The 25,056-nt window shown below is 65.4% G+C and carries 26 protein-coding genes; 2 read left to right on the top strand and 24 right to left on the bottom strand.

What is annotated here, in order from left to right; genetic code table 11:
- Nucleotides 1-64: 64 nt before the first annotated feature.
- Together ACFWVD_RS21655 and ACFWVD_RS21660 are read right to left on the bottom strand one after the other, a co-directional pair.
- Nucleotides 65-1,687, bottom strand: coding sequence for a tetratricopeptide repeat protein (locus tag ACFWVD_RS21655; protein WP_379245477.1), 1,623 nt, complete (start codon nucleotides 1,685-1,687; stop codon nucleotides 65-67).
- Nucleotides 1,688-1,815: 128 nt separating this feature from the next.
- Nucleotides 1,816-2,319: a hypothetical protein gene (locus ACFWVD_RS21660; RefSeq protein WP_379245479.1), complete on the bottom strand. Its 504-nt coding sequence runs from the start codon at nucleotides 2,317-2,319 to the stop codon at nucleotides 1,816-1,818.
- A 346-nt stretch (nucleotides 2,320-2,665) separates the two neighbouring features.
- Here ACFWVD_RS21660 and ACFWVD_RS21665 point away from each other — a divergent pair, with 346 nt between their 5' ends.
- Complete coding sequence (locus ACFWVD_RS21665; RefSeq protein ID WP_379245481.1) at nucleotides 2,666-2,926, top strand: hypothetical protein; 261 nt, start codon at nucleotides 2,666-2,668, stop codon at nucleotides 2,924-2,926.
- Between the two features lie 264 nt (nucleotides 2,927-3,190).
- Nucleotides 3,191-3,355 carry a hypothetical protein gene (locus ACFWVD_RS21670; RefSeq protein ID WP_379245483.1) on the top strand — a complete coding sequence of 55 codons (165 nt, stop codon included), beginning with the start codon at nucleotides 3,191-3,193 and terminating at the stop codon, nucleotides 3,353-3,355.
- Nucleotides 3,356-3,400: 45 nt separating this feature from the next.
- Here the strand turns inward: ACFWVD_RS21670 and ACFWVD_RS21675 are convergent, their stop codons facing one another.
- From ACFWVD_RS21675 to ACFWVD_RS21780, 22 genes are all read right to left on the bottom strand, one after another.
- Nucleotides 3,401-4,012, bottom strand: coding sequence for a hypothetical protein (locus ACFWVD_RS21675; protein ID WP_379245485.1), 612 nt, complete (start codon nucleotides 4,010-4,012; stop codon nucleotides 3,401-3,403).
- A 248-nt stretch (nucleotides 4,013-4,260) separates the two neighbouring features.
- Nucleotides 4,261-5,100, bottom strand: coding sequence for a DUF4913 domain-containing protein (locus ACFWVD_RS21680; RefSeq protein WP_379245487.1), 840 nt, complete (start codon nucleotides 5,098-5,100; stop codon nucleotides 4,261-4,263).
- Nucleotides 5,097-6,926: a type IV secretory system conjugative DNA transfer family protein gene (locus tag ACFWVD_RS21685; protein ID WP_379245489.1), complete on the bottom strand. Its 1,830-nt coding sequence runs from the start codon at nucleotides 6,924-6,926 to the stop codon at nucleotides 5,097-5,099. The genes ACFWVD_RS21680 and ACFWVD_RS21685 overlap by 4 nt, the downstream gene beginning before the upstream one ends.
- 57 nt (nucleotides 6,927-6,983) lie before the next feature.
- Nucleotides 6,984-8,216, bottom strand: coding sequence for a hypothetical protein (locus ACFWVD_RS21690; RefSeq protein ID WP_379245491.1), 1,233 nt, complete (start codon nucleotides 8,214-8,216; stop codon nucleotides 6,984-6,986).
- A gap of 202 nt (nucleotides 8,217-8,418) precedes the next feature.
- Nucleotides 8,419-9,375 carry a hypothetical protein gene (locus ACFWVD_RS21695; RefSeq protein WP_379245493.1) on the bottom strand — a complete coding sequence of 319 codons (957 nt, stop codon included), beginning with the start codon at nucleotides 9,373-9,375 and terminating at the stop codon, nucleotides 8,419-8,421.
- Nucleotides 9,376-9,378: 3 nt separating this feature from the next.
- Nucleotides 9,379-10,317 (bottom strand): hypothetical protein, encoded by a 939-nt coding sequence (locus ACFWVD_RS21700; RefSeq protein ID WP_379245495.1) that lies wholly within the window; start codon nucleotides 10,315-10,317, stop codon nucleotides 9,379-9,381.
- 102 nt (nucleotides 10,318-10,419) lie between these two features.
- Nucleotides 10,420-11,304 (bottom strand): hypothetical protein, encoded by an 885-nt coding sequence (locus tag ACFWVD_RS21705; protein ID WP_379245497.1) that lies wholly within the window; start codon nucleotides 11,302-11,304, stop codon nucleotides 10,420-10,422.
- Nucleotides 11,305-11,441: 137 nt separating this feature from the next.
- Nucleotides 11,442-11,972, bottom strand: a complete 531-nt coding sequence (locus ACFWVD_RS21710) for a hypothetical protein (protein WP_379245499.1) — start codon at nucleotides 11,970-11,972, stop codon at nucleotides 11,442-11,444.
- Nucleotides 11,969-12,634: a hypothetical protein gene (locus ACFWVD_RS21715; RefSeq protein WP_379245501.1), complete on the bottom strand. Its 666-nt coding sequence runs from the start codon at nucleotides 12,632-12,634 to the stop codon at nucleotides 11,969-11,971. The genes ACFWVD_RS21710 and ACFWVD_RS21715 overlap by 4 nt, the downstream gene beginning before the upstream one ends.
- 23 nt (nucleotides 12,635-12,657) lie before the next feature.
- The gene (locus tag ACFWVD_RS21720) at nucleotides 12,658-13,485 is read right to left on the bottom strand and encodes a hypothetical protein (protein ID WP_379245503.1); all 828 of its coding nucleotides are present in this window, start codon (nucleotides 13,483-13,485) and stop codon (nucleotides 12,658-12,660) included.
- A gap of 56 nt (nucleotides 13,486-13,541) precedes the next feature.
- Nucleotides 13,542-14,678 carry a C40 family peptidase gene (locus ACFWVD_RS21725; protein ID WP_379245505.1) on the bottom strand — a complete coding sequence of 379 codons (1,137 nt, stop codon included), beginning with the start codon at nucleotides 14,676-14,678 and terminating at the stop codon, nucleotides 13,542-13,544.
- A 6-nt stretch (nucleotides 14,679-14,684) separates the two neighbouring features.
- Nucleotides 14,685-16,250: a hypothetical protein gene (locus tag ACFWVD_RS21730; RefSeq protein ID WP_379245507.1), complete on the bottom strand. Its 1,566-nt coding sequence runs from the start codon at nucleotides 16,248-16,250 to the stop codon at nucleotides 14,685-14,687.
- 134 nt (nucleotides 16,251-16,384) lie between these two features.
- Nucleotides 16,385-17,851 (bottom strand): SCO6880 family protein, encoded by a 1,467-nt coding sequence (locus ACFWVD_RS21735; protein WP_379245509.1) that lies wholly within the window; start codon nucleotides 17,849-17,851, stop codon nucleotides 16,385-16,387.
- Complete coding sequence (locus ACFWVD_RS21740) at nucleotides 17,848-19,239, bottom strand: hypothetical protein (protein WP_379245511.1); 1,392 nt, start codon at nucleotides 19,237-19,239, stop codon at nucleotides 17,848-17,850. Before ACFWVD_RS21740 ends, ACFWVD_RS21735 begins: the two co-directional genes overlap by 4 nt.
- Entirely contained in the window at nucleotides 19,236-20,030 is a 795-nt protein-coding gene (locus ACFWVD_RS21745) for a hypothetical protein (RefSeq protein ID WP_379245513.1), read from the bottom strand. Before ACFWVD_RS21745 ends, ACFWVD_RS21740 begins: the two co-directional genes overlap by 4 nt.
- Before the next feature lie 11 nt (nucleotides 20,031-20,041).
- Nucleotides 20,042-20,572: a hypothetical protein gene (locus ACFWVD_RS21750; RefSeq protein WP_379245515.1), complete on the bottom strand. Its 531-nt coding sequence runs from the start codon at nucleotides 20,570-20,572 to the stop codon at nucleotides 20,042-20,044.
- Between the two features lie 127 nt (nucleotides 20,573-20,699).
- Entirely contained in the window at nucleotides 20,700-20,930 is a 231-nt protein-coding gene (locus ACFWVD_RS21755) for a hypothetical protein (RefSeq protein WP_379245517.1), read from the bottom strand.
- Nucleotides 20,927-21,682: an alpha/beta fold hydrolase gene (locus ACFWVD_RS21760; protein WP_379245519.1), complete on the bottom strand. Its 756-nt coding sequence runs from the start codon at nucleotides 21,680-21,682 to the stop codon at nucleotides 20,927-20,929. The genes ACFWVD_RS21755 and ACFWVD_RS21760 overlap by 4 nt, the downstream gene beginning before the upstream one ends.
- A gap of 107 nt (nucleotides 21,683-21,789) precedes the next feature.
- Complete coding sequence (locus ACFWVD_RS21765; protein WP_379245521.1) at nucleotides 21,790-22,086, bottom strand: hypothetical protein; 297 nt, start codon at nucleotides 22,084-22,086, stop codon at nucleotides 21,790-21,792.
- A gap of 2 nt (nucleotides 22,087-22,088) precedes the next feature.
- Nucleotides 22,089-22,736 carry a hypothetical protein gene (locus tag ACFWVD_RS21770; protein WP_379245522.1) on the bottom strand — a complete coding sequence of 216 codons (648 nt, stop codon included), beginning with the start codon at nucleotides 22,734-22,736 and terminating at the stop codon, nucleotides 22,089-22,091.
- Between the two features lies 1 nt (nucleotide 22,737).
- Nucleotides 22,738-23,085 (bottom strand): hypothetical protein, encoded by a 348-nt coding sequence (locus tag ACFWVD_RS21775; protein WP_379245524.1) that lies wholly within the window; start codon nucleotides 23,083-23,085, stop codon nucleotides 22,738-22,740.
- A 429-nt stretch (nucleotides 23,086-23,514) separates the two neighbouring features.
- On the bottom strand, nucleotides 23,515-25,035 hold the full coding sequence (locus tag ACFWVD_RS21780) for a cutinase family protein (RefSeq protein ID WP_379245526.1): 1,521 nt from the start codon (nucleotides 25,033-25,035) through the stop codon (nucleotides 23,515-23,517).
- Between the last annotated feature and the right edge of the window lie 21 nt (nucleotides 25,036-25,056).

Raw genomic sequence — 25,056 nt, forward strand, 5'->3', positions numbered from 1 at the left:
GGCGTAACCAGCATGCCGGACCTATCCGGGACTTCGCGGTCGGCTCGAAGATCCGGCGCCCGGATTACCTACCCAACGTTGCTTGACGCGGCACTGGTTCCTTGCGACGTTCGTGCATGAGTGCAAGATTGCATATCGCCGCCAGATTTCCGGCGCTTGCCGCCTGGCGAAAATACTCCTCCGCTTGGTGCCCGTCTCCAGTGACGTCGAGTAGGGAGCCAATGGCATTGATAGCGGGCGGGTAGTCACCATCAGCTGCGCGTTGATACCACTCTGCGGCTTCAATGAGGTCGCCGCGAGTTTCCGCTAGACCGCCGAGCGTTGTTGCGGCGAGTGGGTCGCCACAATCGGCCGCGCTCCGATACCAACGCATGGCTTCATCTGTGTCGCCTCGTCGAAGGAGCAGCGAGGCGAGATTGTTCATCGCTAAATGCAAGCCCGTGGCAGCGGCGTCGCGGTAATACTGCTCGGCCTCGCCGACTTCTCCGGCCTGTTCCGATATCGCACCGAGGTTGTTGATCGCGAGCGGAAGCCCCAGATCCGCGGCGCGTCGGATAGCTTGTGCCGAAGCAGAGGTGTTTCCGCGTTGATACGCCGTGATCCCCACGGCAAGCACCGTGCCGGAATCTTCACTCTGGACCGCGACCTGCCACATGAAGTCCGAGATCGAGCGAGGCTTCCTTGACTGGCCATCATCCGCAGCAAGCAAGTAATCGAATGGCCGGTAGCCACGAGCGTCGCCGGTCGCGCTACGCAGAATCGGTGCGATACGGCCAACCCCAGCAGGTGGCTTCCGCGCGGCCATGATTGCGGCAACTACGTCATTGTCGGTGACGTCCAGGTCGGGCCGAATCTCGAGCAGCGTCCGCGGGACAAGCTCCGCTAGTAGGGATTCCGGAATCGGCTCTGGCCGACCCACACGCGCCCAGTCGATCACCGTCCGGATCACGGCATGTTGAACGACACCGTCGGAATCTCGCGCGTCGTCGTAGCGCTGCAGCAGTTCACGGGCGCCGGCGAGGACCTCGCCGATGCCGTGCACGGCGAGCCGCTCTTCCGGGTACAAGGCGGCCGCATTTGAGCGCTCGGTTTCATCGGCACTGCTGTGATCAAGAGATATCTCACACGACTGCTCCAGCAGCAGTCGGGTTTCCCGGTTTAGCTCACCGGCATCAGCGCGCAAGCGGTCTCGTTCGGTGGTGCGCAGTGTCGAAACCACCACGGTTCTGCCTTTCCTGGACAGAAGTCGTCGCAATAGTTTCGGAGTCAGAGGGGCGTCATGCGTCACGAAACGCTGCAGGTCATCAAGCCATATAACGAGCGGATCGGAGGAATCACTGATTCGTGGATGCTTCGCCAACTGCACTATTGCGCCAGGAAGCGGAACCACCACGCGCGCGTCGGACAGTCCACGGCGAACGACCTCGAACATCGTGCGAGTCTTGCCCGCCTTCGATGGGCCAACGAGGAGAACCAACTGGCCCAGTGCCAGCGCCGATTCCAGTCTGGAGTCAACCTGATCACCGGTACGGGGCAGGTAAGGATCGCTCTGCCCGCATTGGCCGACGCGGCCGTATGCTGTCGAAGTGGCACCGAGCACATAAGGGTCCAGTTTGCCTACGATTGGAAAATCGCCAGCCGGAAAAAACTCGACGAGTTCCTCCGGATGCGGGAGCGTTGCTGACATGCCAGGACCTGCAGGGTACTGGTGGATCGTCACGTCTTGACGGATCGTGACGTCCCGGCCTCCAGATACGGAGTGGAGGTCGGCACGAAATTCTGGCGATGCCATCGGCGGCGCGGCTGGGTCGGCGGCTACGGCCGCACCACGAAAGGGACCGGCGACCTACCGACTTTCACATCCGAGATATCGATGGCTCCTACAAACGACGCCTCCGATACCCGGACTCCCGCACCTGCAGAGTCCACGCCACAGATCCGCAACGACTCGGCATATACTCGTTTGATTCGCACGGCCACGAATTCCCGCGCCTCCTGCGAATCAGCAGAGGCCAGCAATTCCTCGACGGCTCCGCCCAATCCGTGTTCATCGGTTGCATCGATGAGAGCCCTGGCCACCTCCAGCAACTGGCGGTCACCACCTGCGCCCGCGGCAGACAGGTCTTCGGCCAGGCGATCTCGAACCTCGATTGCGCCCGGGTTCCCTTCGACTGGATCGAGGTCGACGTTGTATCGGCGATCTATCAACTGCTTCAGGTTCGTGTACGCGTCAGCGACGGCACCTTGCGCCGAGGCGGTTAATCCAGCCTTGGCCCCCACCGATATGGCCGTGACGACAACCGCGAGCAATGGTTCCACACTAATTCCCCCGTTCGTGATCCCGCCCGCGTACTCTGCCCTCCCACATAGTAGGCCACTCTTCCAGAGGAGGAAGGTCGCTTGCCTCGACGCACGAATTCCCCTTGCGCCCAAGGGCTATCCCCGGCACGTCAGTAGTGGGTACCGACCCCGTAGCCGCAATCGGGCCATCTGGTACGGCTCGCCGAATAGTGCTGGAGGAGTGTCGAGTTCAGGACATCCAGATCTCCAGGCGGCCCGTCCCGTGTGCTCGGCGACCGACCAGGGGCCCTGCAGTCGGCCACCAACGGTCCGAAAGGGTCGAGATTCAGGTGCGGTCAGCTTGTCTTACTGGCAAGATTGTGGAATGGATCCTGTGACGGCACTGGTAGTTTCGGCGATCGCAGCAGGTTCGGTGGAAGGGGTGAGTGATACGGCAGGACAGGCAGTCAAGGATGCCTACGCCTGGTTGAAGAACGTGATCTCACGCAAGTACACCAATGTGGACGTCTCTGCACTAGAGCGGAGGCCGGAGTCAGAGTCAAAGCAAACATCGTTGGCAGAAGACCTGGAAGTCGCTGGCTCGCAGGCGATGCCGAGCTTGGTCAGGCAGCGGTCGCCGTACTGAAGGCGATCCGCGAGCACGATCCACACCTCGTGATCGGCGTCGACGTCAACGGGTTGGCGGCGGGGGCGTTGAAAATCTCCGATGTTGCTTCGACTGGTGACGGCGTACGGGTGACTAACAGCGAGATCGCGGGATCAGCTGAGATCATCGGAGTGCGCGCGGGGCTCTCCGATTCGCCGGACCCTCTTATGCGCGGGGCTGATTCCCTGCGGTAGCTCCGTGCCTTCCCTCCCACCGGGACAAGCATCGCACGAACCACATTTCATGGTCCCGTCGCTTTCGGCGCGCGGCAAATGTATTCCGCGCCGCGACGGCATCAACGCGAACGCTGTCGCCAACGCCAAAGGGTCCCTGAACCGGGCGATGGACACGCTCGACCTTGGTCTTCGACCAGGGGAGAGCGCGGAGTTCGGACTGCTGCACGAGTAGCTAGGAGAGACCGGTAACGTGCTGCGGCGGTTTTGTTCGGGCTGGTCACAGCTCGGCCCCGGGATAACGTATTGGAGGATCGCTGAACGTCGGCGGTTGCATGAGCGGGTCTTGGTCAAGGTCCCCGGTCTGCCGCATTGCAACCTCGACAGCTTCAGCGATCTGGGCGCCTGATGTGGGCACATCGTGATGGGAAATGTGGTCGATGGGGCCAACACCCTCAGCACGCATCGCCGCAATCGCGGTGTCAGGCCGGGGCGGCCCGATGGAGGGGTCGGTGTCGATCCCGGCTTCGCCCAGCGCGGTCGCCTGGATCCGGTAGCGGGTCATATCGACATGGACAATCGCGCGCCATTGTTCTGTGATCTGTTCACCGAACAATCCCTGCCGAGTGATAGCGTCTGCAGCAGCCTCTACCGACTTGGCCCACCGGGTTTGGGATTCACCGGCGGTCACGTCCAGAAGTGCCGCGACCACGCATGTCCGAGTCCACAGTGCCCGCAGGTTGCGCGCGACCGTCGTCGTGGTGCCGACCTCGCCGCCGCTGCCGCCACGGGCCGCGTGGAGTACTGTCCACGACGCGAGTCGAGCCACATCGGTGTCGAGCGCGGTCAGTAGCTGTTCGCGGTCAACCGGTGCTGCAGTGCGCAGGAACATCCCCGCCCGCCACCGGATCCCGCGGGTGCCACGTTCGTGGGCCTGTGCAATCCATTCTGCCGGGACTCCCCCGGCGTGGGCCGCGGTGGCGAGTTCTGCGTGGGCCAGTCCACGATCCTGGAACTGGCGCAGTTGCCGGACCGATCGTTCCAACCCCGAGGTACGTTCACGCTCGAGCATCACCTGCACGGCCGCCGCCCCGTTCTGCAGAGCCTTGAGCACTTTCGCCTGGCTCGCGGTGGCGGCGCTCATGACCCGACTTCCGGGGCGAGGCTGCGGAAGTCAGGGCCGAAGCCGAGGTGCTCGGTCGGGATCGTGGTGCCCGGCGGCCCGAACCAGTTGACTGGGACTCTCGCCCAGGCCAGACCTGTTGTGTCGGTGTGTTGGTCGGGTATGCACCGATGTAGTGGGCCGTTGGCTGCGTCGAGGATGTAGCGCAGTTGCGGGTCGATGTGGCGCACGAACAGGGCGCTCATCGCCATTTTGTCGTCTGCTTTGACCGCTGCTTCGAAGCAGGCATGTAGCGCGGCGAATCGGACGGCGACGGCTTGGTGGCGCCACCACTGTCGACACCACGTGGACTGGCCTTCCCGGTGGTTCGCGGCGATCTTCACCGATGTGGCCGGCAGCAGCCATTGTTCGACGAACTCGGTGTAGTGGGCGAACTTCTTGGGCGGATTGTCTTGGGCGGGTGGTTTGTTGCCGAACCAGGCTGGCGGGACCGGGTCGAACGAGAGTGAGGGTGTGGCCTGGTGGTGGGTGCGGGTGCAGCGGTGCAGCGGGCCGTTGGCTGCGTCGAGGATGAGGTTGACGTGTGGGTCGAGGTGGGTGAGCAGGAAGGTGTTGAGGCTGGATCCGGTTTTGGCTCGGCGCATCGCCTCGAAAGCGCTGTGTAGGTGCGCAATACGCACAGCGACGGCGCGGTGGGCCCACCACTGGGTGCACCAGGTGAAGGTGTTTTCCCGGTTCGCTTCCGCTAGTCGAACGCTGACCGTTGGCAGCATCCAGGATTCGGCGAATTCGGTGAAATGGCGGAACTGCGGCGGTTTCAGCACCTTTGCCGCAGGAGCCGCGCTCGCGGTGCTCACGACTGCCACTCCCCCACACCAGGTTTCGGATCGGCGCGTTTATCCAGGGATATCGGCCCGTTCCCGAACCGGGCCATCGACGCGTAGACCAGTGAGGCGTATGCGGTGTCGGTCCAGGGGATTTTGCGGACCACGACTGGTCCGTGCCCGGGTAAACGGACGATGGCGCGGTCTTTGGGTAGCGCGGCGAGGGTGGCGACGTCGAGGATCGGTTCGGGACGCCAGGACAGGGTTCGTTGGATTCCGCCTGGTCCGTAGCTGCGGGACCGGTCGGCGACGTCGTGCAGGCCGGTCATCGCTGACCAGTGCTCGAGGTAGTCGGTCGCGGCGATGGATCCGCCGTACACCTCGATCGATTGGGCGCGCATCGTTTTCAAACCAGCTACGCCCCACAGGGTTTCGCCTTGTTCGAGGACCTGGAGGATGGTCATCAAGATGATTCCGCAGCCTGCGGCGTAGGTGTAGTAGGAGGGCAGTTCCGAGATCCTGGCACAGTTGGCGGCCTCGTCCAGCACACCCAGCAAGGGAATCTTCAGACGTCCGTCGGGGCGCGCTCTGGCCGCGGTCAGCGCGGCTTCGAGGACCTGCCCGACCAAAGCCGCGGTCAGGGCTGTGGCACTGTCAGGCCCGGCCATCGACAGGGCATAGAGGGTGTCGTTGGAGGTCACGAACCGTGCGGGTTCGAACTCGGGCAGATCGTGGGTCGGACCAAGCTCGGTTACCTCGACGACCACTCCGTTTCGTCCCGCGACGTCACTGGCACCAACTTCTCGGGCGCGCAGCACTTTTCGGGTGGGCGGCGTGATCATCTGGGCGTAGCCGGCGTCGGAGAGCACGTTGAGAAATCGTCGGGCCATATCGAAGAGTCCGTCGCGTTGGCGGCTGTAGAGGCCTTGGCATTCGACAATGCGGGCCGCGGGGCGGCCGTGGCCGTGGTGGCGCAGAATCAGTGCTGGGGTGGGGTCTTGGTCGCGGCCTAACCATTCCGCGACATGGTGTAGGTCCCCGCCAGTGCTTGCGGCGGCGAAGATGTAGAGCGAGAGCAATTCCTGCGCACCACCGTCGAAGTAGGAGTCGGTTTTGGCGTTCGCAATATCGCTGGCCGACCCCGCGGCGCCGGAGATGAAGAACCCGGCGAGCTTGCGGGCGGCGGGCAAGCCGGTGACCTGGGTGAAGTAGTTGACCCAGAACCCGCACTGCACGGTCCCGGTCACCGCTTGCAGGTCCGAGAGCCAGATCCGTCCGGCCTGTTCACGGCCGTACACGGTGTGCCGGTACAGATCTGGTTTGTTGCTGGTCGCCAGGCATGGGCCCCAGGCAGACAACACTGCGGGGATAGCCCAGGCGACTGTTTTGCCGGTTCGTTGACCGGCGGTGGCGGTGACGCCGAGTTCGGCGGGCACGTGCAGGGCAATGTCACCGATTACGGTGCGCCCCAGCAACGGTCCAGGATTGGTCCGCACGCGCGCGGGTGCGTCTCTGAGCAACCGAACGTTGTCGGCGATGTTATCTGCGGCGCGGGCAATGCGGATCCTGTTGGGCCGCTGCATGGTTCGTGCGGCCGCGTCGATCTCGCGACGACTGCCCCACCGTCGAAAACCCCACCCCGCCAACGCGGCTGCGACGGCAGAGAGCGCGAAGGCGATCGGGGTGGACTGCCATGGCCACCGTTGATCACCGGCGAGCACCGAAAGCAGTGCGAGAAACGGGTTCCACGATGTCGGTTGTCCGGCACACCAGCTGCCCAGTTTCAACGCGGCCCATAACAGGACAACCACGGCGAGACAGATCAGCAGGATGACGAGCAGGCCGGCCTCCTCTCCCATGCCGGACTTCGTGCGGCGGCGAGTTTGCCTGGTGGAGAACATGATTCACGTGCCCTTTCAGAACTGAGGGTCGACGGCGGGTTGGTGGCGTGGGGCGTCGATGACGCCGGTGATCGCGGGCGTGGCCCACTGCGCGTCGAGGTCGAGTTCGGGTAGGGCAGCGTCCACGGCGCCGGAGATCACCGCGCCGGCCGGATCGGCCGGGCTGTAGGTCGTTTCAGCGCCCGCGGCCACAGCGAGCCCGCTGACAGGGGCTTGGTCTGCGCCGAGCACGGTTCGCATTGCCTGGATCTCGGCGAGCGCCGTATCGCGGGCGGTGATGACCTGATCCAGTTGGCCGAGTCGAGGGGCACCTGGTTGTTGTGACCACCAGGTGCCCTCGAGTCCGGCGTGGTAGGCGGCGGTGATCTCCTCGCCGGGAATGCCGAGGGCGACGGCGTGGTCGCGGGCGTGGCGGGCGGCGTCGATCAGTGTTTCCATGCGGGCGATCAGCGACTGCCCGCCCTCGGTGGTCCCGTCGAATTCCCCTGCCAGCCGCAGGTGTTCGGCGGTCAGGTCTTGGAAGCGGCGCAATGCGGCGATCTGGGCTTTGTGGTGGGCGAAATCGGTGGAGTAGTCGTGGGTGATCGGTGCGGTCCGCTGGCTGGCGGGGATCAGTGCGGTGAGTTCATCGGCTCCGGTGTCGAGGTCCCCAGCCCGCTCTTGGGCGTCGAGGAGCTCGTCGGTGGCGGCGATGAGCGCGTCTATCTTGTCGGTGGGCAGCAGTTCAGCCGATCGGCCGCCCAGCGCGCGATCAGCGGCGCTGCCTGATCGCGGGCTTGTCGGACCGAGGTCGGGGACCACGCTCAGGTGCCGTGGTCGCCAGCGGGCACCGTCTTGGGTCGAGTCGGTGGTGACCGGTTCGGTGTGGCCGGTCAGTTCCGCGGCTTGGTACAGGGTGCGCACGTGATTCGAGTCGAGGTTCGCCTCACCTGCGGTGATCGATCGTTGGAGGCGACCGAAGCTGACCCGTGCTGATTCTGGATTGCTGTTCCAGGACTGCACCGCAGCGTCGAGTTGTTGCCACAGTTGGCGGTGTTCGTTGGAAGCGCCGTGTTCCCATCGGCGCGCGATGTCGTAAGCGTTGGCTGTGAGTTCGACAGTGCGCGACGGTGTTTCGGCTTGCGGGGCGACCTGTCGCAGCTGGTAGTACATTGCGAAATCGGCGCGTAGCCGGGCTTCGGTGTGGTCGGCGGCGTCGCGGTAGTAGTCGGGGTTGGTGCAGCTGGTTCCCCGGGTTACCCAGCTCATCGCGACTGGCTGGTCGACGAGATGTGGGTGCGCGGTGCGGGGATGGGGAGAAGGACAGGGATGGGCATCGGGGGTCCTCGCAGAGCGAAGCCATCACACCCAGGGTGAGGGGTGTGTCGAGATCCCAGCGGTGGCGGGTTCGGTCGCTTCGGTCCAGTCCCCCTAGCCGAAAGCGCCGATAAGACACGGTTTTTCGCGGGTTTTACAGATCAGGTGTGCGGTCGACTTCGAACCCGGTGATGCGCATGGTCACCGGGTCAGTTTCTGGCTCCCACGCCAGGTCGTTGCCGGAGGGCAGCGCCGCGTCGACGACCCGGGTGATCGCGGTGCTCTCTGCGGCCAGATCAGGCTCGGTGTGGGAGTACATCGAGTCCGCGAACTGCGCCCGCAACGCCGACGTCGCGTCAGCGATCATCTGCTGCGGTGAGCGAGGCACCACGATCGCCGCGTCCGTCGGTGCACCGCTGAAGGGATCGGAGGGCACGTACGGCGGCACCCGCAGCCCAGGATCTGAGCGTGCGTAGGCGTTCCACTCGGCCACCACCGACAGCTCGTCGGCTGCTTCGATCGCGACCGCGTGCACCCGACGGATGCCCTCTACCGCGCTACCCCACAGGTTTTCACCTTCCGAAGGACTCAATTGTGCGGCGGCGGCGAGCACACTGGCACGGTGGTGGCGGGCAGCCATGTTCTGCCCGAAGTGGCGCGAGGAGATCGGGTCAGCACCGAAACTCCATCGCCCGGAGTCGATGCGGTCGCGGCGCGCGGCCTCGAGACTGGCCATCCGCTCCAGATGCCACAGATCGACCTCGAGCATGTCCACATAGAACTCCTGCACACCGGTGGCGTTGCCTGGATGTTGACGCACGACGGCCAGTTCCGGCCCGCGGCTGGCACGACGGCCCAGTTCGCGGGCATCCGCGACCCAGCCCGGGTCGACTCCCGACAGCAGCGCCGCGTCCTCGGCCTGCTCTCGTTGGATCTCGAGCTGGTCCAACCGTTGCCGCCACACGGTGTTGCGGTCACCGGATATCCCGTCCTCGAAAACCTGCGGGCCTGCCTGTTCCAGGCGACGGTATTCAGCGGCCAAATGTTGGATGCGCCGCAGCTGGGAGCCTTGCCACTGCACCACGCTCTGCGGTGGTTCACTGCTGGTCATCGCTCATAGCCCCATGCCGAGATCACGACCCCGATACGCAGGCGCCGGCCCCGGCCCGCTTCGTTCGAGCTCCCAGACTGTTTCGGGATCATCAGGTAACGCCGCGTCGACCGCGGCGGCCATCGTGTGCTCATGACGCGGCTGAACGCGTTGGTCGATGTTGACCATGTCGAGCGCGGTTTCCGCGCGCTGGACCATGGCGATCGGGTCGGGCGGTCCGACCGCCAGACCCGGTTCCAGGACAAGGTTTTCGGCGACCTGGTTCGCTTGGCGTTCGATGCCCGGCCAGGCGAAAACTCGCCATCGCTCGTGAAGTTGCGCGTCGGTGTAGGACGCGGCGGTCAGCACGGCCAGCTGCTGCCACCCGGCGGAATCACGTTCCCACAGTTGCGCACGTTCTAGGTCGGTGAGGTGCACCGAAGCGGCGGTCGTGATCGCTCGGGTCCACAGGGCAGCCATGTTGGTCTCGAGCTGGCTCAGGGCAGGCTCCTCGTCGGGCAGTCGCGATTCCTGGACACGATGGAGATGTTCGGCACGAACCAAGGCCATGTGCTCGAGCTGCCACACATCCGCGGCGATACCTTCGATCCACTGAGCGCGGGTGGTCTCCTCAGGGGTTCGTAACATCAGGACCTGGTCCGAGGCCTGATCCTCGCCCCACCGAACCCCGCGCGCACCGAATTCGCGGGCATGGTCGATCCACCGTTGCGGGACACCCACCGCCGCTGCGTGCAACGCGATCTCGGCACGGTCGCCTTCCAACGCACGCAGATGGGTTCGCCAGGTCTGGACAGCCATGTCACCGGTCCCGGTGGTTGCCGACCACCGGGGATGCCCTGCAATCACCACGCGCGTGTGCTCGACACTGATGTTCTGAATTCGTTCGAGCAGACGCAATTGCCACGACGACAACTCCTCAGCTCCAGACAGAGGTGAGTTCATCGAGATACTCCAATTCTGTTCAATAGAAAGTGATTTCGAGTCGAAGGCGACGATCTACACAGCCCCGAGCAGTTGCGCCCGCGCCGGGATGGGGCGAACATCTCAGCGACCCCAGTCCGCACCTGGATCGATCCCGTTCTCCCGACTCGGCGCGAACCCCGCCGGAACGGTGCCGCCATCAGCGAGGCCAGGATCAGTTGCGGCGGTGTCGATGTCATGCACCGCGGTCGCCGAGACGGCGGTCTCGATCAGCTCACCAGTGTCGACGACCTCGGCGTCGATGACGGCATCGTCGAGATCGGTTGGGTGATCGAGATCGTCTATGCCGAAACCGAACTCATAGCGCAGGTGCGCGGCCGCGGTCAGCCCTTCAGCGAGGCCGGCGACGTCGTCGAGCCCGTTCGACCAGCTGTCCGTTACAGTGGCCGACTCTCCGGCGTCGAAAACATCTTCGGGGTTCATGCCCGTGTCGGCGGTGAACCGTTCGCGGTAGGCGTCGGCCTCGGCCTGCAGGTCCGGCGACAGACCTCGAGACGCGTCCGCGGCGGCGAATTGCGCTGCCGCGGCCATGCCACGGCCGGTGTCCTCATCGTCGTGATGCAGGGTTTCAGTGAATCCGGCCGCGCGACGGCGGATGTCGATCAGGAGCTGCTTGTACTCGAGGTCGAGGGCGTGGAGCTCGGCCGCGCGTGTCTCGCGATTGGTGTAGCCGTCGATCCGGTGTTTGTGGGTGTCAGTGCTGTGTGTTCGTTCGAGCTCGGCGGCTGACTCACGCCGCGCCAAATCAGTATCGGCCCGGATGATCTGGCCTTCTTTGTGCCGAACCTCGATCTCGCGAATCTCACCGGCACGCTCGACACGGGAACCGATCTCCTGCATCCGTGCGGCAGTCAGTTGCTGTTGCCCACCAGCGGCGACAATGCTCTGGGCAACGCGGAGCCGGTGTTCGATGTCGGAGCGTCGGTCCTTCGCCGCGGCCAGCGCCAAACGCTGTTCGGACTCGGCGCTGGACCGCGATTCGCCACCTCGACTACGCAACAGTGCACTGGTGGTATGCGCGGTCTGCAACGCCTGCACGAACCCTTGCCGGACCGCTTGGCCGCTTTCCTCGACCGGATCCCCATTCACAGCAGGACCTGGACATCGGCGAGCAGCCACGCACGTTCAGCCGACAGGCGGGTCGATCGCGCGTACACCGCGAAAACGATCGGCGTGTGGTCTGCCGGGGTGAGGCGGACCGACAGCACCCGGCTCGACGAGGTCGCGGTGTCGGGCGGATGGTCATCGTCGGTGACGCGAACATCGGTGCGCAGCGGGACCCTGCGGGCGACCCAGTCCTGCCACTGCACGGTAGTGATCGGTGCCCACATCGATACTGCGACACGAGCATCGGCAGCGAACGCTGCTCGCATCAGAGGCTCGGCTGCTTCGAACATCGACCGGGCATCCAATCCCGCGATCGGATCCAGCTGATACAGCGTCGTCACCGCAGCGTGCAGGACTTCGGGTGCCGAACACGGCGAAACCTCGGCATACGGCGGCGGAAACGGATCTGCACCGCAGCCCGGTTCGATCACACGCTCGGGATCCGTGCTGCATCCCGCTGTGGCGGCGACCAGCGCAGCAAACACGGTGGCGACAACGACACGCTTCATGACGAAGTTTCCGGTCGCTGCCAAAGTTCGTGCAGGTCAGTGGTGTACCACACCACTGGATCGGGGTGAGTGCATTGTTCGGCAGCCGGGTTGTGCACCGCGACAGTCGCCACACCGAGCACTAGGCCACGCGAGCTGGCGAAGCCATGCAAGCGGGCAAGATCCACACCCCGGCTGCGGGCCAGGTTCAATCGCAACACCCCGGCATCGCCACCCCATTCACGGACGGCGTGACCAGCGAGCTCGATCGCCTTCTCCGCCGAGACTGTCGCGGCCGCAACGCCATCCACAACCTCGTCGATATCAGCGAAAGGTTCGTGCCAGATCAGCCGACCGTTCGCGGCGCAGACAGTGAAGGCCTGCATTGTCGCGGCAGACCACACCATCATTTTCGGGCCGGTTGCTGCTTGCCGAGCAAGGTGGCCATCGTCGGCGGTGCGGGCGTTCTCGATGCGTGCCAAGCCTTCGTAGTCGATGCCGACGGCGAGCAGTGCAATTACGAAACGATCTTTCAGGTGGCCGGTGGCGAACCCGTATTCGATAGCGAGCCTGTCGAATTCGGCTGTGGAGGTGAGGTTCAACAGTTCAGCGGTGTGGTCGCGGACCATGTCCTCGGGCGTGATCGGTGCGGAAGCACCGGATAGGGGTGGGTTGGCTGTCATCGAGATTCTCCTGGGTGGGTGATTCACGGCTCGGATTCGGCGTGCAGTACCTGCGACAGACTCGGTGGTGGCAGGTCGTGTGGATCGTCGAGACCGAAGTGCGGGGCATCGTCGATTCCGGTGGCAACGATCGCGGCCCCGATCCGCGCCCCTGCGGCGGTTTCGACCGCGTGCTGGCTTTGCCACACGTTTTCGGCAGTTGCCTCGAGTAGATTCCGGGTGGGTGGCAGCTGATGCGGTGAGCCGTCGTCGACGTTGATGCCGACCACACGCATCGCCTCGACCCGGCAGCGTGCTTCGCGCACGGCGCCCGGTTGGGTGAAGGCACGCCACTGTCGACCCCGCTCGGGCTCGACCTGGGCCTGCAACAGTGCCAATCGTGGCTGCCACGTCGACGAATCGGTGGCCCACCAGCCCTCTACTTCGTTCTCGGTGACATCGAGGGCGGTAGCGACCATTGCCACGCGCAGCCACTGCGCCGTCACATGCTCGCGCAGACGCTCGACGCTGGCTCTGTGCACGTGCCCCTGGCCTCGGCGGACTGCTCCGATCGCGGCGAGGGTGTAGAGCGTGTCGACTTGGTGGCGTAGCTGGGCGACCAGCGCAATCCGTGGCACTTCGGTCGATGGCGGTAGTGGGGCTTCTGCGGTGCTCTTCTGTCCGAGGCGTCCAGCGTGGCGTGCGTGTTCGATCCAGGTCTGCGGTACGCCGATCGCGACCGCCTGCTCGTGCAGCACCCGACCGGCGAGCGACAGATCACGCACGGTCGCACGCCACTGCGGGAACCCGTCAGGCCGCTGCCTGGCCAGGACAGTGAGGTCGGCGGTGACGTTCTGAATCGCTGCCGTCATCCGCCGGTGAACCAACACCTGACCTGGACTAGAGCTGTTGTTTTCCTGCAATGCGGTCACGTGCGACCTCCCCCAGCACTGTCGGAGTTGCCGGTGGCGCCGAAGCGGCGGACGTTCATCTGCTCGCCGTCCCACGCGCTGAGCGGGGTGATCGTGACCGTCTGCCCCGTCTGCGGAGCATGTAGTAAAAGGTCACGGCCTTGCTCGTCACGCCCGTAGAACACCCCGACGTGATGAGAATCAGCGTCACCCGGTGCGGTGAAAAAGATCAGATCCCCAGGAGCGCGGTCGGCGAAGGCAACCACCTGCGCACGCGAATCATCCTGTTGGGCTTGGGTGTAGTGCGGGAGCCGGATACCACCGCCGGAGGCCTGATACACCGCGTACAACGTCAGACCGCTGCAATCGAAACCCCCGTTGGTGGGTCCCTCGGCGTCGCCGCCGCCCCACACGTAGTCGGTGCCGATCCACCGCTGCGCGTGCGCGATCACCGCGCGCCCGAACTCGCTGGCCTCCGCGGCGGTCAGCGGGACGTTCGAGTTGCTGCCACCGCAGCCCGCTGCACCGTTCGCGCCAACAGACAGGGAATTCGGGTCGATGTCAGCGAATTCGGCGTACAACGTCCGTGCCAAGTCCAGCTGTTCGGCGTAGGCGTTGGGCTCGGAGACCTCGATCAGCTGGGCGAGCTCCGCCGGTGGGATGGATTCCGAGCCTGGGATCTTCTCGGCTTGGTCGTAGAACCAGTTGATCTGATAGATCGGGTCCATCAACGTGGCGATGCCGACCGATCCCCAAATGCTGTATCGCAACTGATGCGGTCCGACGGAATCGTGATTGCTACCGACGCCGTCGTTGGCGTAGCGCAACGACTCCGGCACAGTGGAGTTGGCCAGATTCCGCAGCGAGGTCTCGGTGGCTTGGGCCGCCAGTTCGGACACGATCACCGACTCGGGCATCCCCCGCTGGATCCCGATCGCGACCCCGTTGCGCGCCAACAACAACTGCGACTCCGACAACCCCGCCACACTCGACCCCGGTGCACCCTCGACCCCGGCGGCATGCGCGGACCCCACCCCCGACGCACACGACGCTCTGTTCGAGCCTGCGCCAACGACGAGCAACAGCAGCAACATCAGCATCCCGACCGGGGTCACCAGCATCAAGGCTGCTGCGGTACGTGTTCCGGCATCCATCGCGTATCACTCGCCCGCACCGGTGTTCAGACTTTCGAACCGCCGATTGGTGTTGTGAACATCCGCGGCACGTTCAGTGGGGGTGAAAACCATCCTGAAGGGGATTCCGGGCTCTTCGGCTTCACCAGTCTTGAGCAGGAAACACCCTGTACCCGGCGGGATTTCACGCCGGGCGGGGTCGAGGTCGTCGTCGCTGGGTGGACGCGGCGCCGCCCACGACGTCACAAGGAGTCTCTCTGTGTTGGTCATCCCGGCGACCGCGCCGATCCGGCTGGCTTCTTCCGGGCCGACCGGACCGATGATCTTCGCCCTGGCGCGCTCGAAGAACCCGAGCGCTTTGGCTTGTGCAGCAGGAGAATCGAACGCGGCAAGATCCTTGATGGTGTGCGAGCACATGATCAAACCCGTACCCAGGCCGCGATTGAGTCGAGTGAGGGCATCGACACGGTCGACCATGAACTCACCGACGCCCAGGACCCGCCAGATCTCGTCCATCACGACCTCGAATGTGCGCGCCGGCTCGAGACCGGCGTCGGCGAGAGCGTGCGCGGCGGCCACGGCACCGAATCCATCCGACCAACAGGTCATCAATACCGCGGCCAGTAGTTTGGTGTCGCCTTCGGGGATGCGGGAGATGTCGACGCAAATCGCAGGACTGGCCAGATCCAGGCGCGTGCTGGTGGGTCCGTTGAAGATCGCCCCGAACGGTCCTTCCACCAATGCGCGCATCGAGCGACGCAACGCTTTGGTCGCGGCACGGTAGGAGGTCTCGTCGTCTTCCTCGGCGAATTCTCGCAATCGGTCGGACCCTTGAGAGATCACCGCCAGCAGATCCTCCAGCAACGGCGGCCGCTCATGGGTGAATCCGCCAGCGGGACTGTAGAGCTCACGCAACCCCGCCGCGAGCAACACTTCCTCGTAGTCGGCGACCCGCGCCCCGCGCACGAGCTCGATCAAGCCCGCGACGATATTGATCTGGCCGGCCTCGACCCTGGCCACGACCTGACGACGCTGATCTGCATCGGGCAGACGCTCGATCACCGCACCCAGCGCGCCGACGTCGAGGGGGTTGATGGTGCCGTGCCCGTACCCGACATCGACGATCTGACCACCGAGGTGCTCGATGAGGTCGCGGTAGTCGGGCTTGGTATCGCCCATGCACAGCACGGTCTCCCCCGCCGCGACTGCCCCGGTCACGATCCGTCGGATCAGCGAGGATTTTCCGAACCCGTTGAGTGCCAGCACAAACGCGATCGGTGCGGTGATGAAACCGCGCAGAAACCAGCTCATCGGATCGAAATGCACTGGTGCACCGGTGATGTAATGACTGCCGACTGGCACACCGACCGTGGGCGCGGTCGCACCAACGCAGAACGGCCACAACCCCGCGACCTGAACCGTGGTCGCCCGCCACTCCGGGGTACGAGGCACCACCGACGCGCGACCACCACCGGGCCCCGCATAACCACGGTCGGTAAAGGCCGGCGCGGTCAGGTCGAACCCGTCACCGACGGTTGCGTCCCGGCGCCGTGATGCGGTCGCGCGGCGATGGTCATCGCTGGACAACGTCATCCGAGCACGCCAACCCCGGAACCCACCGAGGCCAGCGGTCTCTTCCATCTGCGCCCTGCGCGCACCGGTCAGAAGCCGAATACCGTCGATCGCAACGGTTTTCGAGTTGTGACGGGCTCGCGGTTCAGCGGTGTTCATCCCGAGACCCGCTGGGAAATGGAGGCGTGTTCGGGCAAGATCAGCCCGATTCCCAGTGACGCGGCAAAGCCGGCGGCCTGGGAGCCGTAGCAGCGGCGAACCGTCAGCCGTGACGCGGCCGCCATGCCTTTCACCGACGCTTCGATCCCGGGCAGGTCCCCGTCGAGGTGATCGGTGACCGTGACCAACACCCCGAACCGGGTCAACCCCGCACCCCTGGCCTGTTCTTCGCGAGCGGCTTGGGTGTTGCCGACCCGGATCCGCGCCGACGCCGAGGAGATCCCCCGTTCGGTCTGCTCGGCCGCGACCGCGTCACGAAAGTCCGAGTCCACCAACGACGTCGCTTCCCCCGCGGAATGCAACCGATAGATGATCGCGACGCGTTTGCGTGGTACGTCCGAGCGCGGACGCAACAGATCTTCCAGGACGGTCTCCATCACCGCACCGCGTGGCGCACCGTCCATTTCCCAGGTAATCGACCTGGCACCGTCGTGAACCAGGTGATCCCACCGATCTTGATGGGCCAGCGGCCCGACCGAGTCCCACGACTGCGACTCCACGATCTGGGCGCCCGCGGCTTCGACGTCACGCTGGGAGGCGAGGTCGTATCGGCTACGGACCAGCCCCAACACTTCCCACGCTTGGAGCGGGGTGGCGGGCAAGCCGGCGCGAGCGAGCTGCGATAGCACCGACTGCAGGCGTTGGCCTATCTCACGGGCTTGTTCGGCCTGATCACGTCGGCCCTTGCCGATCGCCCGGTAGGTGATCGCGATGCGGGCCTCGATCCGGACGCCGACCCCGCCACTGTCGGCGGCGGCTTCACGCATCACCGCTTTCGCGAAATCGGGAGCCTTGTCCCGGATCAGGCGAGTCACCTCACGGGTCTGCTTGAGCCGGGTTTCGACGGTGTTGTCCAGGACCGCGGTGACCGCGATGACTTCGCCACCACGACTTTGGGAAGCCAGGAATTGACCGAAACCATCGACCCAGGAGTCGATTTGGGCTTGATCGACCAGTTCCTTGCCGCGCGGAATCACCCGAACGATCACTGTGGAGTGGTCGGTGCGCCGAATATGCAGCATCGCGAACCTTTTCCCACCCGCCGTTTCGAACTCGGTCAGACGCGAATCAGCCAGCAACCCAGGCAGTTTCGCCAAACCCGGCAGTCGCGAGAACCGGCCCGACCTATAGGTCAGTTCACCTCGGGAACGGGCTCGAGCGAACTGAACGCGCAGCAAAAGCAATTCCCAACCGGTACGCCCGCTGCGGGTCACCGCCAACGGCACGAAAACCACGGCCGCGGCGAGCAGGATCGCCCCGGCGATTTCCAGGGAGCGGGTGAGCATGAACGAGACCATCACCGCGATGATCAACCCGAGCCCGAGCAGCGAAACCCCCCACGTCAGACCGAAGAATCCCGCGCTCCTGGGACGCTCCCAGCGCCCGTACATCCGCGTTGTCACCGCCGAACCTCTCCGGGCCCCAACGTGTCTGGATCACTGTGCGTCGCCGAAGATTCGGAGGTAGCGCTTTGTGCAGCCGACGAGGCGCTTCGCAGCGCACTGACGGCCAGTTGCGCACCCAACATCGCCGCACCGGCGGGCCCTGCCGCCAGCGCACCACCCGCGGCTGCGCCCCCGGATGCTGTCGCTCCACCGGTTCCGGCTGCCGCCCCTGACATCGCCGCCCCGCCGCCGCCCGCCCCAGACGCCGCGCCTGCTGACGATGAGCCGCCGCCAGCGGACATCGGGCGCGCACCGCCACCACCGCCAGACGGTGGTGGGCCGCCGCCGGAGGACCCCGATGGTGCGGCCGAGTTTTCACCCTCCGACATCGGACGCGCCTGCGGCCGACTCCCTGCGGCCGACATCGCGATTCCCGCACCGGCTCCGGCCAAAGCCGCCGTGGCGCCTCCCCCACCGCCGAGTGTGGCGACCGCGGGCGAGATCAATCGGATCAGTGCCGGAAGCGCGACCACGCACATCAGCATCAAGATCAACCCGAGCAACATCATCTGCGGATCGGTCTGATCCTTGGTGCCGGCCACGGTAAAGGCAATCGCGTAGGCCAACGCGCCGACAGGCTTCCACAGCACGAATGCCAGCGACCACGCTAGAAGTCGTTTGTAGGCTTGTGAACCCGGCCCGGTTCCCGATGCTGCCGCAGCCATAGGGATCACCGCGACGACCACCACCAGTAGCGCTTGCCTGATCACCAGCATCACCAGTTGGATCAGCATGCTGATCACGCCGAGCACGCCTACGACCAGCAATATCCCAGGTCCGAGATCGCCCATGATGTCGCGGTCGAGCAGCCTGCCGACTGCGGTGTCGAGGTCTCCGCGAGTGGCATCGAAGATCACCCAGTTGGCGAACTCGTCGCCGGCATTGGTCCCGACGGTGACCAGCGTGGCGAAGGTCATCGCGGCGAAGATCGCGCGGGCGAGCATGAGGAAACTTTCCTGCGCTTCTGCCGCGACGCCGCCGCGCTTGGCCAGTGCCAGCCGTGCGGCGGCGAACATGATTCCCGCGGTCAACAGCACGACCTGCAATCCGGCGGTGTAGTCGCGGATCTGTGCGAGCACCGGTGCCGGTTGACCACTGGCCGTGGACAATTGAGGTGAGGGGAACGCCGTCCACCAGGTCATCCCCATGCGCATCAGCGTCGCCAGGCCGGACAGAAGCGAGTTGACAAGGCCATCGATCACCGAGTCGCCGGCTTCGGTCACAGCCGCATCAGCGAACAGGCAGGCTTCGCGGACTCCGGGTAGGACGGTGCATGTGATGTCGGGGATCTGAGTCCGCATCGGGTCAACCGCTGTGGGTGCCACCGCGTGTAGTTCCGTGTTCATGATCGCGCCTTCCAGTCACCGAATCCGCTCAGCGAGGCGACGGGAGTCGCTGGGCGCCACAGGCTTTCGATGTCATCGGGTACGCGGATGCGCCAGTCACCCTCGACCCACACCATCGGCCAGGTCGCGATGGCGTAGCCGCTTGTAGAGCGCACCGCGAGCTGAACCACTGCCAGGTCGACACGGAATCCGGGTTGGACCCGCACGCCTTCGGGGACGGTGACGAAGCGCGCGACGCCCGGCGTGTTCGCCCTGGATCGTGCGAACTTGTCGACCAGGACTTCGCCGCCGCCGTAGAACCGGTCCCGCACCACCTGCTGCCAGATGTGATCCGGGGCGGCGTGAACGCGCCCGATCGCGTCCATCGCCGCCACCGCCGCACCCTGCGGGGTACGCGCGAATCCCGTCGCCACGCCGTCCTCGATCCGGGTCGGCCCGTCACCACCCGATACCGGGACTGCGGCGCCTCCCCAGATTCGCTGCCATTGCAGCCGCGCCGGGACCGCGGTGAGATAGTCCGGTCGTGCGGGGTCGATCCTGGCATCGGCCGCTTGCGGCAGGATCGCACCGGCCTCATCGGCAGGTACTTCGAGCCGGTTGCCGAACATGTCGACCGTCGGTGGCTGTGACAGGGTGACAGAGGGTGAGACGGTCGTCGACGGTTCGCCGAAGCCTTGTGAAGGCTGCGGGGTGTCGACCCCCTCGTCGCTGGTGATTGTCGCAACGAACACGACGGTGACGATCGTGGCAAGTATGGCGAGCAAGACCAAGAGCAGGCGAAGCGAGCGCATCACAGGTGTCCTCACGGGCGTTTCAGGATGACCAGGGCGGAAGGTGCGGAATCCACTGCAGTGACAGGGTTTTCGGTCACCACCTCCGGCAGATGTAGCCGCCATCCGTCGGCGCTCCACACGACGGTGGCGATGTTGCGGGTGATCGAGCGATCCGGATACGTGGAGTAGGTCTCGATCCGTGCCTCGGTGTCGGTATAGGCGGCGATGACGTAGCCGAGAATGTGTGGCGCGGTTGATGTCGCGGGTTCGGTGATCGAGACTTGGGCCCGCGCTGTCGCCCACTTGTCGCGCCCAGGGCCAGGTGCGAGCATGCGTTGTCCGACCAGCGCCCACTGTCGGTCCGGTGCCACCGACATCCGCACGGTCGCATGAATCGCGGCCAGCGCGGCACCGGCCGGCGACCGGTCGAAGTCCGCAGCGACCGCGCCTTCGATCAGGCGCGGACCTTGCGCGGCGACGGGTAGTTCGATGCCCTGCCAGCTGCGCCAACTCACTGCGCTGGGCGCGATCGGCACGGGTCCTGTCGAGACGTCGGACACGTGGTCGGCGCCGTCGCGGCCAGCACAGCCAGCGGCCGCGGTCGAGCACACGGCGAGCATCATCAGGCACCCGAGTGCTCGAGCGGTTCGAATCGAATATGGTTGTGGCATAAGAGTTCCCGTTGTCTCAGGTGGGGATGATGGCGATCGCCAGCGCGCTGGCCGATCCGAGAAGAGCCGCGGCAGCGAGGGAGCCGATGAAGCCTTCGATGGCTTCGTCGCGATGGATACGGATGGCCAGTTGTCCGGCGACCCAGGTGGCGCGGCAGATACACACCAGCAGCACGAACCAGGCCAGCCAGTTCAGCAGTTGGGTCAGCGGCGAGAGGACCTCGGAGGGAAGAGGTTTGGCGATCACCATCCACCACCGAAGACACCGCGGTCATGGACTGCTTCGAGCGCGGCGACGACGGCGTCAGCGACTGCTACGGGGTGGGTGAACAGCAGGCCATGGTCAGCGTCGTCGACGATGATCAGCTCTGCCCATATCGTGGCCGCCAACTCCTCGATCCGCTCGCAGCCAACGACCGGGTCGCGCGCCCCGGCCACGATCCAGGTCGGGATCGCGCGCAGCATGTCTTCCACGACCGCTAGATCGGCACCGCAACGGCGATACGCTCGCAGCACCTGCCGTGCGCAATCCGTCGCTCGTTGGTCGTTAATCCGGTCTCGGGAGCCCAGCGCGGTGGTCAGCTGGCGAATGAGTTGCGCGCCTGCGTCATACGCCGATTCCATGGGACGTGTGGTCAGCACACCCGCCGTGTCGGGCAGTTCCGCGACCGGACCGACCGCAACGATGGCCCCGACCCGTGGTTGCTCGTACCGATGACGGTAGAGCCATTCCTGCGCCAGGATCGCCGCCAGGGAATGCACCACCAGCACCACTGAGCCGCTGGCTCGGTCGAGTACCACCTGTAGGTCATCGACCAGTTGGGCCATCCCCACGTTGCTGACGCCGCCGAGATCGGATCGGTGGCCTCGCTGGTCATAGATCAGCTGAGCGATACCGCCGGCGAAATGCTCGTCCAGCTGCGCTATCAGCGGTGAGAAGTGCGACGAATCGCTCAACGGCCCAGGGACGTAGACAACGGTTGCCGGTGCCGTGGACATCCCGTACCGGGTCGCGGTCAGCGCGGTGCCGTCCGTGGTCGTAACGGTTAAACGCCCGGATCGCATAGTGCTGCTTCGGGATTCGGCCTTGCCGTGCTGACCCCGCATCAGGAGCCCCCGGAAACTGCGGCGTTCATGATGGCCCCGGCGGAGGTCGCGATGATGCCGCCGACGAGCGCGGCGAACACGATCTTGGGCGACTCGACCGCGCCGCCGTGCCAGCGTTCCCATCCGAACTTGCCGCCGGCATAGATCAGCGCCAGGACCCCGGCCAAGATCACCAACCAGGACAGATAGTTGGCCAGGTTGATCAGTTTGTCCCCGCCTGGCGGACGAGTCGGGGTGATCTTGATTTCCTGGGCCAGCACGGTCAGGCTGTCTCCCACTGCCGATAAGGTGGACATGGCTATCTCTCCGAATCCTGTTGATCACGGGGGCTTTTCATCAGGTGAGTCAGTACGTCGACGAGCTCGCTGCCAGCGGAATGCACGTCGGCCGGGACCGCCTCCGTTACGCGACGCCGTCGGGAAGGGGCGGGGTCGAACGGGAAGAACTCCGCCAATTCGGTGAGTTCGCGTTCCACCAGCTCGTCGTGCCACCCGATTTCCCACACCACCTCGGTCAGGTCCTCGATCACGGCGCGATAGCGGCGCACCGATCCGGGCACTCGGCCCGGTCGGGCCGCACTGAGGACGACCCCGACGACCTCGACTCCGTCGGGTGCCAGGCCGGCGTGCCATTCCCGCAGCCGTTCGGCGCAGGCGATCAATCCGGGCAGACACAGTCGTGCGCTGACCACGACCCGCTGGGTCGTTTCCGGTGACCCTGGCCAGCACTGGCCGCAATCCACCGCCGGTGCCCACCATCGCGCCAGGGTGGAAGTGGCGGCACCACCATGAGCACCGACGATCGCCACCAGCGGTGGATGTGCACCGATGGTCGGAAGAGGATCAGCGCGGACTTCAGCGCGATGGTTCGGGCTGTTCACGGTGTCCGGTTCCAGCCGCCGACCGCGCAGGATACCGAGCGGGTCGCGAGGCGTCACGGCGTGCATGTCAGCTGCCTCGCTTCTGGATATTGGTGATAACCAGCCCGGATGCGCCGGGGCCGACGTTGATCAGCTGCAGGTAGTCGAATCGGCGACCGTCGGGACGCAGTTCGGCCAGGTGCACCTCGGCGATGTTCTCCGCGACCGCGGTGATGCCAACGCAATGCGTGGTCCCGACGGGCAGCGCGGTGATCGCGGCGGCGAGCGGATCATGGGCAAGACCCGCCTCGGGGCCCACCATCGTCAGGGCAGCCTCGGCACTGCGCTGCACGTAGTAGGAGTGTTCGAACCGGGCGATCACTCCCCCGATGGTGGTGGTGTCACCGGGTCCGGACGTCACAATCTGCGCGGTCACTCCCACGCAAGTTCGCTCGCCGGAAGGCTGCGCCGACGTGGTTGTTGCCGGTTCCGCGCGTGTGGTGCCGGGGTCGTCCCCGTCGGTCACTACGGTGACGCCAACGGCCGCTGCCGATCCGGTGAGAAGTCCCGATGCCAGCGCGGCGATCACGACAATGTGGGATCGACCTGATCTGTTCCGGCCGTTCTTCGCCGATCGGGCGCGAAATCGCCTGTCCGGCTTATCGTTCGCGTTCGTCGGATGTTCGGTTGTTGCTGGCTTGTGTAGCCAGGCGGCACCGTGGTCGGGGATCAGGTCGTGGTTGGGCATGTGGTTCACCTCCTCGTTCGGGTGGGAATCGGTTGGTCTGGCCCTTCGGAGCACGCCGCTGGAAGAGCCACCGACCAGGGGGATGGGCGTGGGACTCGCTTCGCGCTCCGAAGGGGTTCAGGGGCGCGGTGTCGAGGACACCGCGTGCGGGCTGGTCGCCGTGGTCGGCGCCAGCGATGGGGTGGTCGGCGGGTTCGGGTTCGTCGCGGAGGTCGGTGCCCGAGTGGTCGTACTACTCGACGTCTGCGTCACCGAAGTTGTTGTCGCGGTGGCGATGTCGTTGGCGAGGGCGGTGAACCACGCGGCGGTGGCGATCAGGGGTGACTGGCCGGTGGTGGTGGCCGCGACGTTGCTATAGGTGCTCCGGCGCCCCGTGGAATCGCTGTACTGCGCGGTCGCCGCGGTCGTGTGGAGATCCTGGGTGTCGGTGACAGTGCTGGTGATCGCTTCGAACGCGTCGTTGACCCAGGTGCTGACTGATTGCGGTGGCACCAGATCCACTACGGCCTCAGCGACTTTCACGCCCAACGAGGCGACCGCGGCCCAGGGGTTGGCCAGTCCGACCGTCGCGAGCTCGGCCACCGTGGTCGCGGTAAAGACCTTCTGCGCCACCGAGGCCACCGCGTTCAACCCGATCGTGCCGATTTTGAACAAGGCCGACAGCGCGTCGGATTCGGTCGCGACGGTGGCGCTCGGCGAGGAAGCTTCGGCCAGACGCTGGCCGAGCGTTTTCGCTGGCGCGTAGGCGAGTTGGTCGAGGCTGGTGCCGGAGATGTCGTCGTTGACCACGCCGACCGCGGTGGTGAAGGCGGTAGAGACGAGAGCTTGTGCGACGGTCGTGATCGCGGCGACCGGGTCTTTGCCCTCGCTCTGGGCCGAGATGTTGGCGACCGCCGTTATCAGCGGACTGCCGGATTGGACATCGCAGGTCGCGTCACCGGCGACGCACAAGTCGGCAACTCGACCCACCAGGTCCCCGTAGTTGGTCGGCATCGCGGCTGCGGCGATCCCCGCACCTGACAATCCGGAGTTGGCCAAGCTGATCTTCGACACGTTCGTGCCGTCGGTGCCTGTTGCCGCTGACGGAGTGCTGACATTGTCGGTGCCGGGCAAAGCCGTGGTCGCGGACCGACGGGAAGGGTTGGCCAGCAATGCAATTCCCGCGATACGGTCGGCGGGAACCAGCGCCTTTCCGCCGCCTGCCTTTTCCGCGAACGCCGAAACGGCAGCGGCGCCTTGGGCATAGCCCGCGACTGCAATCTGCGTCGATGGGCATCGAGCGACTACTTCGCCTGCCGTCTGCTCGATCTGATTCGCCGCTGCGCTCACGGCTGCGGGGTAGTCGGTCGAACCGGTGTCGGCCCCGAAAACGATGTAGGACCGGGCGATGAAACCGTCTGTGGCGCTGGACATCCTGCCGAATGCTTGTCCGAGGATCCCCGAATCGCCGGTGTCCACGGTCGTGGTCGCGCCTTCCTCCCCGCCCTGCACACCGAAGACGTGAAGGCCGGGGCAGGCGGACTCCGGTGGTTTCGTGGGTTGTGCGGTAGCCGGCGTTGATCCGACGAGGAGCGCGGTCGCCGAAAGGGCGGCAATCGCGGCCGCTGACCAAGCGCGCTGTGGTCTGTTGTTGTTCATCGGATTCGGCCTCCTTCGGCA

Origin of the sequence: Nocardia sp. NPDC058666 (assembly GCF_042714895.1) — a bacterium.
Lineage (GTDB): Bacteria > Actinomycetota > Actinomycetes > Mycobacteriales > Mycobacteriaceae > Nocardia.